Below are 12,863 nucleotides of genomic sequence, written 5' to 3' on the forward strand. Positions count from 1 at the left end.
CCCTGCCGGAACCGGAACCGGAGCCGGGACGCGGCGGCGCGGGAGCCGGGTGGTGTCGGCCCCGCCCGACAGCGCCGCCGCCGCGCGTCTCGCCTCGTTGCAGCGGACGGCCGGAAACACGGCCGTCGTCAGGATGTTGGCGAGAGGCCGGACGCCCTCGGAGGAGGACCGATAGGCACCGTGGTCTGCCCCTGCGTACCTTCCGTGGTGCCGCCCCGCTGATCTAGAACAGAGAGCTCGGCAACGGGAAGCTCGGCGAGGAGGACCGTCCATGCGCTCGGTCGCGCGGGATCACCACCACCCTGGTGCACGAGGGCAGCAAACCCCGCGTGCGGCGTCACCGCCTGCCGACCTGAGCGGCGCCTGGATACAGCACCTGCAGCGCGTCGCCGAGCACGAGCACACCCGGCCCGGTGCGACGACCGTCCAACGCGCGGGAGCCCCGGCCGCGAACGAACAGACCGCCACCGAGGAAGCCGAACAGGCCGCGGACACCGGCCAGTCGGGCAAGGAGATCATCGCCAGGCTGAGCAGTTCGATCGAACTGCACACCGTCCAGACGAAGTCGAAACGGAACGTCTTCGCGCCGGGCACCTGGTGGCCCGAACAGTGGCTGGTCGAGGGCCCCACCCGGCTGCGCAAGACCCTGGACCGCCGCGTGCTGCGCGGCGAGGCGTTCAACGAGCAGGACCTGGACGACATCAGGCAGCTCTCCGACGTCAACCCGAAGTGGCTCAAGTCCGTGGGCATCGGCACCTACGCCGAGGCGGAGGCGTACCTCAAGGGGGGCTTCAAGGACTGGTTGCAACTGAGCGCGGGCAAACGCGTCCTCACCGCGACCCTGGCCGTCCGCGCGAACCACCCGGCCGTCCGCGAGGCGGCCACGCCGCCGATCAGCCCGGACTACACGCTCGGCCGGTTCATGCTGACCCAGGCACCGGGCACCTCGGCCGACGAACGCAGGCTCCTGGAGGCCGAGCGCGACCAGCAGATCCGGGAAACCGCCGTCGACTCCCTGTATCCGGCCGGCATGGCCCCCGAGCGCCGGCACGGCGGCGCCATCCCGGAGGAGGGCAGCCCGGTCGGCAAGGGCGGCAAGGAGAAGGCGCCCGACTACGTCCGCAAGGACGGCAGGGCCCGCGAGATGCTCACGAAGATCCTCCTGATCCTGCGCAACGGGCTGAAGCTCTACGACCCCGCGCAGGGCAAGCACCAGGTGAACTACGAGCAGGACGTCATCCGCGCGCTGGCGCACGGAGGCCGTGTCAACGTCCGTATCCCGGCGCTGAGTTCCAAGGACGAACCGGCCTACTGGCTCCCCCACTTCCTGGGCGTCACCAAGGACGCCACCAAGGGCGAGACCGCCGAGGACGTCTCGAAGCGCGACTTCGCCACCCACCGCACCTCCATCGGAGCCAACAAGGGCGACCAGCCGGGCACGTTCAAGGAGAAGGGCGGCATCCTGGCGTCCGCCGCCAACAAACTCGCGGTCGGCGCCGCCAGCCCCAGGCTCTGGGGGCAGGACTTCTCCGGCGGTGGCCTCGGCTCCAAGGACTGGAACGGCGACATGGTCCTGCCGAACGGCTCCTACGGACACGTCCTGCTGGTCTACCACCGCCCCACCATGGACCGGGACGGCTCGCTCCAGATCGGCATCGAGACCATCAAACCGCACGCCGACAGCCCGGTCGGGTACGAGCACGACTTCCGTTCCACCGAGGCCACCTCGAACCCGGAGTCCGTGCTGCACGGACACAAGGGCGACAAGGTGGGATCCGGCGGTCTCGGGAAGAACGAACGCTTCGTCGACCTGCGGGAGATGGGAGCCGCCCACGGCGGCGACTGGCGTGCCTACCTGGACGAGGTCAAACAGGACTGGGACAAGGCCCTCGCCGAGACCGAGGACGGTTCGAAGGAACGCCGAGCCCTCTACGAAGGCCTCGTCGGACCCCGCCCGAAGCCGTAGCTCCGTAGCCGTAGCCGTAGCAACACCAGGCCCGCGCCCGCTGCCGGGGAGCGGGCCGTGAGGGAGGAGTGGCGATGGCCGTGCGGGTGGACAGGCGCGCCGTCCTCGCCGCCGCGGGCGCCCTGCTCGCCGGGGCCTCGACGTCCTGCACCGGTGGTTCCGTGCCCGCCCGGGGACCGGCGACGGATCTGCTCGAAGGCCGGGACTGGGCCCACTTCGCGGGCGCGGTACCGACACGGGCGGGAGTGCGCATCACCCGCCTGGACCGGCGCATCACACGCCAGGACGGCAGCGGCGGCCAGCCGAACCCGCCGGTGAACCTGCGCGGCCCCCACCTCGTGTTCCGGGGCGACCTCCGGATCGAGGCGCTCCTGACCCGCCCGGCGGGCACGGACGCGTACCTGCATCTCTACGGCGAGACACCCGTCGTGTACGACGAGTGGCGTCAGGAACGGCGCGGTGCCCGGATCGGGGTGGCCGGCGGCCGGATCCGGTTCGACCGCTGGGACGGGGACTCCGACCGGCCCGCCGTGACCCGTGCCTTCGGCCGGGACTTCGGGGACGAGGTCCGCCTCGCCGTGGAGGTACGGGGGAGCAGGCTGGTGCTGGAGGCCGACGGGAAGGCCGTGGGCTCCGTTCCGGGGCGGGACGTCTTCGGCCGTGGCCGGATCTGGTTCGGCGCGGACGCCCAGGGCGACGGAGACGGGTGGACACTCGGCGGACTCCGCGCGATGCCACTCGGCCGCGGCCGGATGTCCGTCCAGGACGCCCCCGCCCTGGAAGTGCCCCGGTCCACCGACGCGTTGCGGGACCTGGCGGCGGACCTCGACCGCCCGATCCGCATCGGGACCGCCCTGGCCGCGGGCCCCTTGCTGACCGACAGCGACTACCGCGAGACGGCGGGCGAGGAGTTCTCCCTGCTCACGCCGGAGAACGACTTCAAGCCCCAGTTCGTCCAGCCGCGACGTGGGGTGTTCGCCTTCCAGGAGGGCGACAGCCTGGTCGACTTCGCCGCGGCCAACGACATGCAGGTGCACGCGCACACACTCGTCTGGTTCGAGGCGCTGCCCTCGTGGATGCGCGCCGAGATGACGCACGCGGACCGCCGACGCGTGATGACGGAGCACATCCGGGCCGTCGCGGGCCACTTCCGGGGCAGGGTGGCGGAATGGGACGTGGTGAACGAGCCCATGTCCGACGAGGACGAGGACTACACCAACGACAACCTCGGTCTACGGCCGCACCTCTGGTTCGAGGCGATGGGCGAGCGCTACATCGACATCGCCTTCCGCACGGCCCGGGAGGCCGACCCGCACGCGGTCCTCTACCTCAACGAGTACGGCGTGGAGGAGGACGGACCACGCTGGGACGCGCTGCACGCACTGCTGATCCGGCTCATGGAACGCGGAGTTCCGATCGACGGTGTCGGTTTCCAGAACCACGAGTACGCCCCCGGCGACCGCACCGACCCCGAGGTCTTCCGCCGCAAGGTACGGGCGCTGGCCCGGCTCGGCCTGAAGGCCCGGGTCTCGGAGATGGACGTTCTCGTCGGCGTGGGCGAGGAGGACGTCCAGGCCCGCCAGTTCGCGGGGAAACTCGCCGTCTGCCGAGAGGAGCCCAACTGCACTTCCTTCTCCACCTGGGGCTTCACCGACCGGTACGGTTCGACGGCCGACATCCGTCACTATCCGCCGAGTCCGGGCGACGCCCTGCCCTGGGACGCTTCCTACGAGGCGAAACCCGCGTACTGGGCCCTGCGCGACGCCCTCAGCCGTTCTGACTCTGGTCGTCGGTGAGAGAGATCTCGACACCGCCGTCGTACGGGGCGGTCAGGTTGTACAGGCAGCCGACCAGAGCCGTCAGACAGGAGCCCAGGACGACTTCGAGCACGATGACCGTCGCCGAGACGGTCAGCCAGATGCCCGGTCGCGGCAGGGCGCCGGGGGCGATGAGCGTGGCCATGCCCCAGGCGGCGGTCGAGGTGACGGCGGTGGCCGCGCCGAGGCCACCGACGACCAGGACGCCCGTCCGCGCGACGGACCGGCGTCCGACCGCGGATATGCGCGCCCGCACGCTACGCGGCCGCGGCTCGGGTGAGCAACGCCGTCCCGTGCCAGGCGGAACCGTGCCGGTCGCCACCGGCTGCGCAGGGTTGCCCGTCCTGTCCGTCTCCGTCTCCGGGACGAGCCCGGCGGCGCCGACGGGAGAGGACTCGGCACGCCCGGACCCAGCCGGTACCGGCTCGGCCGAGGAGGCCGTGGCCGGTGTCGCCGGCGACGCGGTCTGGTCGCTGTCGCCGCAGGGCCCGGTCGCGGAGGCCGGCCGGGCGGCGGTGGCGTGGACGATGCCCTCGCGCGTGGCGGTGCCCCGTCCGCGGACGGTGTGACGAGTTCTGCGTCTGGCGCGACTCATGCGCGTCTCCCTGAGTGGCCCGGCGCTCTACGTGAGCCTCTTCCGCGTCGAACGGCCCGCATCGATCCAGCTCGCGTCGACCGCCCGGCGGCCCGGGGGCCTGCTGGTCGTTGCTTCCGACGGTAGGCGCTCGTGCCCGATCGCGCATTACCGGTGACACATCGTAATCGCCTCAGTCCGCCCGGGACCCTCCGTCGCCCGGCCCGAACAGCAGCCGTACGAAGTCGGTGACCGGCCCGACGATGTCGAGGTCCTGGTCGAGGAGCCACTGCAACTGGAGCCCGTTGAGCACCGCCTGGAAGAGGATCGCGGCACTTTCGGGGGAGACCCCCTCGCGCAGTCCGCTGCGGGCCGCCTCGTCGGGGAACCCGTCGGTGAACTGGGCGCGGCTGCGGGCGTAGCGGTCGGCGAAGTACGCGTGCGCCGGATGGTCCGGCCGGGAGGCCGCCGCAGCGAGCTCGATCCACAGCCGCATCAGCTCGGGAGCCCGCTGGTGGCGGCCCAGGAGCTCGGCGAGGTAGGGCCCGAGCCGGTCCGGGCTGTCGACCGTGTCCAAGCCCTGCTGCCACTCCTCGCGGTCGCGGTCGGCGAGCACCTCCGCGAGGAGTTCGTCCTTGTTGCGGAAGTGGTGCAGGAGTCCGGCGTGGGTGATGCCCGCCCGCTCGGCGATGTCGCGCAGGGAGGCGTTGGCGTAGCCGCGTTCGGCGAAGCTGTCGCGTGCCGCGCGCACGATCTCGGCCCTGCGGGCCGGCGTCCTCGCGTACGGCCCCCGTGCTCCTGCCTGGCCCACCGTGCGCTCACCCTCCTCGACGACGCGGGTCCCCAGGCTATCGCGCTGATCGCCGGGCCGGTCCCGCACGTCGTGGACGTCGTCCGACGGGCCGTCGTCCGTCTTCGTGGCGCCGAAGCGTTGTGTTCCGGGGCGGCCGATTCGTATGCTTACCACTTGGGTGGAATTGAAACGATTCAACGCCCCCTTGGGGAGGGACCCCCGTAGGACGAAAGGACCCGGAGCCGTGGACGAGGTCAGCAGAGACACGCAGGCCGGACACCGCAGAGCCGCGCTGAGCCGCCGGCACCTGCTCGGCGTCATGACCGCAGCGGCGGCGGGGGCGTCGCTCCCGCTCGCCGCCGGCCAGGACGCCCTGGCGGCGGGTGGACCCGCGGACGGCGGGCGTGCCTCCGCACCCGCGGCCCTCCAGGTCAACTCGCGGTTCGAGCCGCTGGGCACGGAGTCGGCGCCGACCTTCAGCTGGATCCCCCCGGTGGCCCGGCAGACGGCGTACGAGATCGAGGTCGGCACCGGGCCCGGCCGTGCGGACGTCTGGCGCAGCGGGAAGGTGCCCGGCTCCGACAGCGTCGAGGTCGCCTACCGCGGCGGTCCCCTGCGCTCCGAGCAGACGTACTTCTGGCGGGTCCGCGCCTGGGACGAGCGCGGTACGGCCGGCGCCTGGAGCGAGCCCGCGCGCTGGGAGACGGGACTGCTGAACGGCGAACGCGACTGGGCGGGGGCCCGCTGGATCGGGGGCAGGCAACCGCAGGACCACGACTGGCAGGACCTGACGGCGACCGTCGTCTTCCGCGGCGGCCCCGACGCCGCGAGCGGACTCGCCCTGCTCCTTCGCGCCGAGCCCATCGGCAAGACCTGGGGCGAGGGACTGGTCTGGACCCTGCGCCGAAGCGGCGACGACATGCAGCTGGTCATGACGACCCGGCACTACGCGGGCAACACCTGGGTCGACGACGGCACCTCCGAGCCGCACTGGGGCGTCGACTTCTACGACCCGCAGAGCGAGACCAACCCCACCACCGCGGGCACCCGCACCGTCCAGGTCGGCACGGTCACCCTCCCCACCACGACCGGACTGACCAAGGACACCTGGGCCGCCCGCGACCACACCGTGACGGTCACGGCACACGGTCTCACCGTCACCACCACGGTCAACGGCGTCCAGGTCGACAGCCGTACCCTCACCGGCGACCAGATCCGCCGCCACGGCAGCTTCGGCTTCGCCGGCGGCACCTCCGCCACCGTCCGCAGCGCCGAGGTGACCGGCACCGGGGCCCCGGACTTCGCCGTCGACCTCACCACCGGCGCCAACCCCTTCGAGGCCGGCATCGGGACCCTGGACGGCCTGACCTTCGCCCCCAAGAACCCGTACATCCCCAGCAAGAACGCCGTCCTGCCCATCGCCAACCCGGCCCCCGTCCTGCGCCGCGCCTTCACCCTGCCGCACGGCCGCCGCATCGCCGCCGCCCGCCTGCACCTGAGCGCCGCGGGCACCGTCGCCCTCACCGTCAACGGCGACCCGCTCACCGTGGACGGCGGCCCGGCCGACCGGGACGGCACGAACGTGCCGCGGCTGCTCACCGAACAGAGCACCTACGACCGTACGGTCCTCTACGACACCTTCGACGTCACCGCGCGGCTTCGGGCCGGCCGGGAGAACGTGCTGGCCGCCGAACTGGGCCGGGGCTGGTACGGGGTGACGACCCCTCAGGAGTGGTACTGGCAGCTCGCCCCCTACGCGGGGCCGCCCCGGCTGCGCGCGAAGCTCGTCGTCACCTACACCGACGGCTCGGCCACCACGCTCGTCACCGACGAGGACTGGCGCACCGCGGACGGCCCGACGACGTTCGACTCCGTCTACTCCGGGGAGAAGTACGACGCCCGGCGCGCCGAGGCGCTGGGGGAGTGGCGCTCGGCCGGCTACCGCACCGGCCGGGACTGGCGTCCGGCCACCGCGCTGATCCCGCCGGGCAGCTGCTCGGGCCCCGCGCCGAAGTACCACGGCGCGCTGCCCGCCACCACCGTCCCCGACGGCTTCAGGGCGGCCGCGGTGCGCGCCCACGAGGCGGAGCCGGTGCTGGTCGACCGGATCCTGCGGCCGGTCTCGCTCACCGAGACCGCACCGGGATCCGGCGTCTGGGTGCTGGACTACGGCCAGATCATGACCGGCTTCGTCCGGCTGCGGCTCACCGGCGTCCGTCCCGACCGGGCCGGGCTCACGCTGCGCATCCGGGGCGGCAACCGGATCGCGAGCGGCGACGGCACGGCCGCCGCCCCGCTCTCCGTGGAGGAGGAGAACTTCCAGCACGACGCCGACCTCCAGACGCACTACTACACCGTCGGCGGCGGCCGGACCCAGAGCTGGGAGCAGAACTTCAGCCACTTCGGCTTCCGCCACCTGGAGGTGCAGAACCTGGAGGTTGTGCTCGGCCGGGCTCCCGACCTGAGGCGGGACGCCGGCCTGCTGACCGTGGCCGTCGCCCGCTCCGGCTTCGCCCGCACCGGCACCTTCGCCACGGACAACGCGCTCCTCAACCGCATCCAGCGCAACCTGGAGTGGGCCGAGCAGAACAACCTCGTCCAGAAGCCCACCGACACCCCGTCCCGGGAGAAGAACGGCTGGACCGGCGACGCCATGGCCAGCTCCGAGTCGGAGTCCCTGACCTGGGACGTCAACGGCGTCCTCACCACCTACCTGCGCCACTTCCCCGACGCCCAGATCTCCACCGGCCAGCTGCCCATGTTCGTCCCCGTCGCCAAGGGCGGCTACGGCTACGACCGCACCCCCGGCTGGAACGCCACCTGGAAGGCCGTCCCCGCCTGGGACTCGGCGTACTTCGTCATCCCGCGGGAGCTGTACCGGTACTACGGCAACAGCAGCCTGTTCGCCGAGCTGTACGACCACCAGGACGCGCTGCTGACCTCCTACGAGACGGTGTTCACCGCCGAGAACGAGTACGTCTTCGAGGCGTCGCTCGGCGCCTACTCCGGAGCCGAGCCGCCCGGCAGCAACGCCGTCATCAGCCTCGCCTTCTACATCCACTTCTGCGACTACATGGACGAGGTCGGCCGCGGGCTCGGCCGTACCGGACGCGCCGCGCACTACGCGAAGCTGGCGGGCACCCTGCGCAAGGCGTTCATCGCCCACTACTGGGACGCCTCCCAGGGGCACTTCACCCAGGGCAGCGTCTCCAGCGAGAACACCCTCGCCCTCGCCTTCGACCTGGTCCCCGGCTCCGACCTGGCCGCCGACGACCCGCGTCACCTCGCCGGCACGAAGACGCTCGCGGAGAACCGGCGGGCCCTCGCGCAGCTCCTCGCCGACCGCATCACGGCCGCGGACCACCACATCCAGAACGACATGTACGGCTCGCGCTACGAGTTCAACATCCTCAGCGAGTACGGCTACACGGACGTCGCGTTGCGGGCCGTCACCCAGACCGGCGTCCCCGGCTACGTCCACCAGATCGCCGAGGGCGCCACCTCGCTGTGGGAACAGTGGACCGACCGGCTCTCGGTCGACCACCACTACCGCTCCAACGTGGCCACCTGGTTCTACCAGAGCCTGGCCGGGATCAGACCGACCTCGACCGCCTACGAGACGCTGCGCGTACGGCCGTACATCCCGGCGGCCGCGGTCAACAGCCGGGTGCCGGAGAACACCGACGACACCGACCTGGCACCGGCGACCCTGGACCACGTCAGCGCCGCGATCGACACCGTGCGCGGCAGGGTCGCCTCGGACTGGCGGCGCCGCCCGGACGGCGGGATCGACCTCTCGGTGACCGTCCCCCCCAACACGGAGGCCGAGATCTGGGTGCCCACCCGGGGCCGTCCGGTCAGCGCGCCCGCAGCGGCCGGCTTCGTCCGCGACGACACCTCGGGCGGCGCCGCCTACAAGGTCTACCGGGCCCGCGCGGGCTCGTACCGCTTCAGGTCCTGACCGGGCACGCGGCCGCCGGTGCCCCGGGTGCCCCCCGGACCACCGGCGGTCAGGCGGCCGGGGCGGGGGACAGGTGCTCGTGCACGGCGTGCCAGCCGCCGTCCCGCGTGCGGCGCAGGACGATGGTCTCGCGCTCCCGCAGCGTCTCCTCCCCGGCCCGGGTGGAGACGCGGGTGGTCACCGAGTGGGTGAACACGGCGGTGTCGCCGAAGAGCTGGAGCCGGCGGTCCTTCGAGTCGCAGGCGAGGACGCGGAAGCCGTCCTCCTCGCTCCACTCGCGCCACAGGACGCGGTACTCCTCGGTGGAGTCCAGACGCCGGTCGGTGGTGTGGAAGACGAAGCTGGCGTCGGCCGAGAAGGCGTCGAAGTAGTCGTCGGTGCGGCCCTCGGCGAAGGCGGCGATCAGCGCGTCGGCCGCGGCGAGGGCGGCGTCGTGGTCGTTCTTCATGGCTGCTGCTCCGGGATCCGGGCCACGGCGCGGACGGGTGCGCCGTCCGCGCCGGGCAGGTGGAGGGGGAAGAGGCTGACGTGGACGGCGTGGCCGGCCCGCTGGGCGTCGAGGACCTCGGTCAGGTTGGTGAAATTCTCGGCGATGACGGCGCCCGCGCCGCACAGGACGCGGTGGGCGGGCAGGGTCTCGCCGGGCGTGGGGTCGACGCTGAGCGCGTCGATGCCGACGGTGCGCACCCCGCGGGCGACGAGCAACTCGGCGGCCTCCCGGGTCAGGTAGGGGTGGTCGTGGTAGGCGTCGGTGCCCCAGTGGGCGGACCAGCAGGTGGCGAGGAGCACGATCCGGTCCTCGGGCACGTCGGCGAGCAGGTCCGCCCCGACGGCCGCCCGGGGCGGCAGGCCCCGCAGGTCGACCACATGGGCGGGACCGTCGAAACGGTCCAGGGGCAGCTGGTCCAGCGCGGGCAGGCCGTCCTCGATGTGGGAGGGGGCGTCCACGTGCGTGCCGGACTGCGAACCCAGCCGCAGGTGGAGGACGTTGACGCGGTCCTCGGCCGCGGTGAGCGCGGGCCGGATGTCCACCTGCGGGTCCCCCGGGTAGACCGGCATGCCGGTGCGCAGGGGCACGGACAGGTCGATCAGCCGCACCCCGCTCACACCTCGGCCGGCTGGGGCTCGCCGACGGGCGCGCCGTCGGCGGTGGTGATCGGCGGCACCGGGGTGTCGACGGCACGCACCAGCCGCGGCCCCTCGGGACCGTAGACGGCGCGGGGCTCGGGGAAGAGCCACAGCAGCGCGAGGTAGCTGACCGCGGCCAGGCCGAGACCGACCGGCAGGGAGATGTCCACGCCGCCCGCGAGGTCGCCCAGGGCGCCCACGAACTGACCGGGCAGGTTCACGAACTGGACCGCGAGCAGGGCGGAGGCCAGCCAGGCGGCCATGCCGCGCCAGTTCCAGCCGTGCGAGAACCAGTACCGTCCGCCGCGCTGACGGCGGTTGAAGACCTGCAGCGACTCGGGGTCGTACCAGCCACGGCGGGTCAGGAAGCCCAGGGTCATGATGACCATCCACGGCGCGGTGCACACGATGATCAGCGTCGCGAAAGTCGAGATGGACTGGGTCAGGTTGGCGGCGAAACGGCCGACGAAGATGAAGGAGATCGACAGGACGCCGATGAACACGGTGGCCTGCACGCGGCTGAACCTCGGGAAGACGCTGGCGAAGTCGAGGCCGGTGCCGTAGAGCGAGGTGGTGCCGGTGGACATGCCGCCGATCAGCGCGAGCAGGCAGACCGGCAGGAAGTACCAGGACGGCGAGACGGCCAGCAGACCGCCCACGTAGTCCGGAGCGCTCGGGTCGAGGAAGTTCCCCGCCTTCGCGGCGATGATCGAGGCGGTCGCCAGGCCGAAGAAGAACGGCAGGATCGTCGCGATCTGGGAGAGGAAGGCCGCGCCCATCACCCGGCGGCGCGGGGTGTCGGCGGGGATGTAGCGGGCCCAGTCGCCGAGGAAGGCCCCGAACGAGACCGGGTTGGACAGCACGATCAGCGCGGAGCCGATGAACGCGGGCCAGAAGCCGGGTGTGCTCAGCGAGTGGAAGCTGCCCTGGTAGCCGGGGTCGAAGTCGCCCCCGAACGCGAACAGGCCGAGGACGAAGAGCAGCGAGGCGGCGGCGACCGCGATCTTGTTCACGAAGAGCATGAACCGGAAGCCGTAGACGCACACCGTCAGCACCAGCGCGGCGAACAGTCCGTACGCGAGCGCGTAGACGCCCTCGCCGGTCGGCAGGTGGAACATCCGGTGCGCGCCGCCGACCAGGGCGTCGCCGGAGGACCACACGGAGATGGAGAAGAAGGCGACCGCGGTCAGCAGGGAGAGGAAGGAGCCGACGACCCGGCCGTGCACACCCAGGTGGGCGGAGGAGGACACCGAGTTGTTGGTGCCGTTCAGCGGTCCGAACACGGCCAGCGGCGCCAGGATCAGCGCGCCGACGGCGAGCCCGAGTCCGGTGGCCGCCAGGCCCTGCCAGAAGGACAGCCCGAACAGGATCGGGAAGGCGCCCAGCACGCAGGTGGCGAAGGTGTTCGCACCGCCGAAGGCGACCCGGAACAGGTCCAGCGGCCGGGCGGTGCGGTCGGCGTCCGGGATGCGCTCCACCCCGTACGTCTCGATCTCGGTCAGCGCCGGAGCGTCGTGCTGCTCCGCCTGGGGGCTGGTGGTCATGTCTGCTCCTCGCGGGGGCCGGCGGAGTCCAGGGTCATCAGGCTGATCAGGTCGTAGGCGACGTGGGACGCCGCGAAGGAGGTGATGTCGGCGTGGTCGTAGGCGGGGGCGACCTCCACGACGTCGCCGCCGACCAGGTTCAGCCCGGCCAGGCCGCGCAGGATCTCCAGCAGCTCGCGCGAGGTCATGCCGCCGGCCTCCGGGGTGCCGGTGCCGGGGGCGTGCGCCGGGTCGAGGACGTCGATGTCGACGGACACGTACAGCGGCCGGTCGCCGATGCGCTGCCGCAGCGCGTCCACGGTCTCGTCGACACCACGGCGCAGCACGTCGGAGGAGGTGACGATGCCGAAGCCGAGACGGCGGTCCTCCTCCAGGTCCCGCTTGCCGTACAGCGGGCCGCGGGTGCCGACGTGGCTGAGCGCCTCGGTGTCGACGATGCCCTCCTCGACGGCGCGCCGGAACGGGGTGCCGTGGGTGTACTCGGCGCCGAAGTAGGTGTCCCAGGTGTCGAGGTGCGCGTCGAAGTGCAGCACCGCGACCGGACCGTGCCGCTCGGCGACCGCGCGCAGCAGCGGCAGCGCGATCGTGTGGTCGCCGCCGATGGTGACCAGCCGCGTCCCGTCGGCCTGGAGCCGGCCGGCCTCGGCCTGGACGGTCTCGATCGCCTCGTTGATGTCGAACGGGTTCACCGGGATGTCACCGCCGTCGGCGACCTGCGCCGCCGCGAACGGCGACACGTCCAGCGCCGGGTGGTACGGGCGCAGCAGCCGGGACGCCTCGCGCACCGCCGCCGGGGCGAAACGGGCGCCAGGCCGGTAGGAGACGCCGGTGTCGAAGGGGACTCCGACGACGGCGACGTCCGCCCGCTCCACCTCGTCGAGACGCGGCAACCGCGCGAAGGTCGCCGGTCCCGCGTAACGGGGGACACGGGAGGAGTCCACGGGTCCACGGGGCTGGGTCGTCATCGGGAACCTTCCTGTCGGGTGGGGTGAGCACCGCCGGATGGGCGGCTCCCGGTTCGGAATGAGTGGTTCCGGGAACCGGGGATGCCCCAGTCTGCGGACGGCCCGAGCGCCGGGT

At 72.4% G+C, this 12,863-nt stretch carries 9 protein-coding genes; 3 read left to right on the forward strand and 6 right to left on the reverse strand.

Annotated features, from left to right (window positions below):
- The first annotated feature begins 271 nt into the window (after positions 1-271).
- Together AB0G52_RS31090 and AB0G52_RS31095 are read left to right on the forward strand one after the other, a co-directional pair.
- On the forward strand, positions 272-1,966 hold the full coding sequence (locus tag AB0G52_RS31090; RefSeq protein WP_361340816.1) for a PE-PGRS family protein: 1,695 nt from the start codon (positions 272-274) through the stop codon (positions 1,964-1,966).
- Between the two features lie 74 nt (positions 1,967-2,040).
- On the forward strand, positions 2,041-3,762 hold the full coding sequence (locus tag AB0G52_RS31095; RefSeq protein ID WP_361340818.1) for an endo-1,4-beta-xylanase: 1,722 nt from the start codon (positions 2,041-2,043) through the stop codon (positions 3,760-3,762).
- Here the strand turns inward: AB0G52_RS31095 and AB0G52_RS31100 are convergent.
- Together AB0G52_RS31100 and AB0G52_RS31105 are read right to left on the reverse strand one after the other, a co-directional pair.
- On the reverse strand, positions 3,734-4,378 hold the full coding sequence (locus tag AB0G52_RS31100; protein WP_361340821.1) for a hypothetical protein: 645 nt from the start codon (positions 4,376-4,378) through the stop codon (positions 3,734-3,736). The two genes, AB0G52_RS31095 and AB0G52_RS31100, sit on opposite strands and share 29 nt — an antisense overlap.
- Positions 4,379-4,550: 172 nt before the next feature.
- A complete protein-coding gene (locus tag AB0G52_RS31105; protein ID WP_361340824.1) occupies positions 4,551-5,324 on the reverse strand; it encodes a TetR/AcrR family transcriptional regulator in 774 nt (257 codons plus the stop codon).
- A 70-nt stretch (positions 5,325-5,394) separates the two neighbouring features.
- On the opposite strand from AB0G52_RS31105, the gene AB0G52_RS31110 reads away from it, so the two are divergent.
- Complete coding sequence (locus AB0G52_RS31110; protein WP_361340827.1) at positions 5,395-9,111, forward strand: family 78 glycoside hydrolase catalytic domain; 3,717 nt, start codon at positions 5,395-5,397, stop codon at positions 9,109-9,111.
- A 49-nt stretch (positions 9,112-9,160) separates the two neighbouring features.
- Here the strand turns inward: AB0G52_RS31110 and AB0G52_RS31115 are convergent, their stop codons facing one another.
- Genes AB0G52_RS31115 through speB form a run of 4 tightly spaced genes read right to left on the reverse strand, consistent with a single transcriptional unit; the run spans position 9,161 to position 12,748 of the window.
- Positions 9,161-9,559: a nuclear transport factor 2 family protein gene (locus AB0G52_RS31115; RefSeq protein ID WP_132890850.1), complete on the reverse strand. Its 399-nt coding sequence runs from the start codon at positions 9,557-9,559 to the stop codon at positions 9,161-9,163.
- Complete coding sequence (locus tag AB0G52_RS31120; protein ID WP_361340830.1) at positions 9,556-10,209, reverse strand: cyclase family protein; 654 nt, start codon at positions 10,207-10,209, stop codon at positions 9,556-9,558. The genes AB0G52_RS31115 and AB0G52_RS31120 overlap by 4 nt, the downstream gene beginning before the upstream one ends.
- A 5-nt stretch (positions 10,210-10,214) precedes the next feature.
- On the reverse strand, positions 10,215-11,783 hold the full coding sequence (locus tag AB0G52_RS31125; protein WP_132890852.1) for a cytosine permease: 1,569 nt from the start codon (positions 11,781-11,783) through the stop codon (positions 10,215-10,217).
- Positions 11,780-12,748: an agmatinase gene (gene speB, locus AB0G52_RS31130; protein ID WP_132890853.1), complete on the reverse strand. Its 969-nt coding sequence runs from the start codon at positions 12,746-12,748 to the stop codon at positions 11,780-11,782. The genes AB0G52_RS31125 and speB overlap by 4 nt, the downstream gene beginning before the upstream one ends.
- Positions 12,749-12,863 lie beyond the last annotated feature (115 nt).

The organism is Streptomyces sp. NPDC021562 (genome assembly GCF_040640875.1).
Lineage (GTDB): Bacteria > Actinomycetota > Actinomycetes > Streptomycetales > Streptomycetaceae > Streptomyces.

What these genes read in the sequence shown, in the direction of transcription:
- AB0G52_RS31090 (WP_361340816.1), top strand. Translation starts at nt 272, where the DNA reads ATGCGCTCGGTCGCGCGGGATCACCACCACCCTGGTGCACGAGGGCAG.
- AB0G52_RS31095 (WP_361340818.1), top strand. Translation starts at nt 2,041, where the DNA reads ATGGCCGTGCGGGTGGACAGGCGCGCCGTCCTCGCCGCCGCGGGCGCC.
- AB0G52_RS31100 (WP_361340821.1), bottom strand. Translation starts at nt 4,378, where the DNA reads ATGAGTCGCGCCAGACGCAGAACTCGTCACACCGTCCGCGGACGGGGC.
- AB0G52_RS31115 (WP_132890850.1), bottom strand. Translation starts at nt 9,559, where the DNA reads ATGAAGAACGACCACGACGCCGCCCTCGCCGCGGCCGACGCGCTGATC.
- AB0G52_RS31125 (WP_132890852.1), bottom strand. Translation starts at nt 11,783, where the DNA reads ATGACCACCAGCCCCCAGGCGGAGCAGCACGACGCTCCGGCGCTGACC.
- speB (WP_132890853.1), bottom strand. Translation starts at nt 12,748, where the DNA reads ATGACGACCCAGCCCCGTGGACCCGTGGACTCCTCCCGTGTCCCCCGT.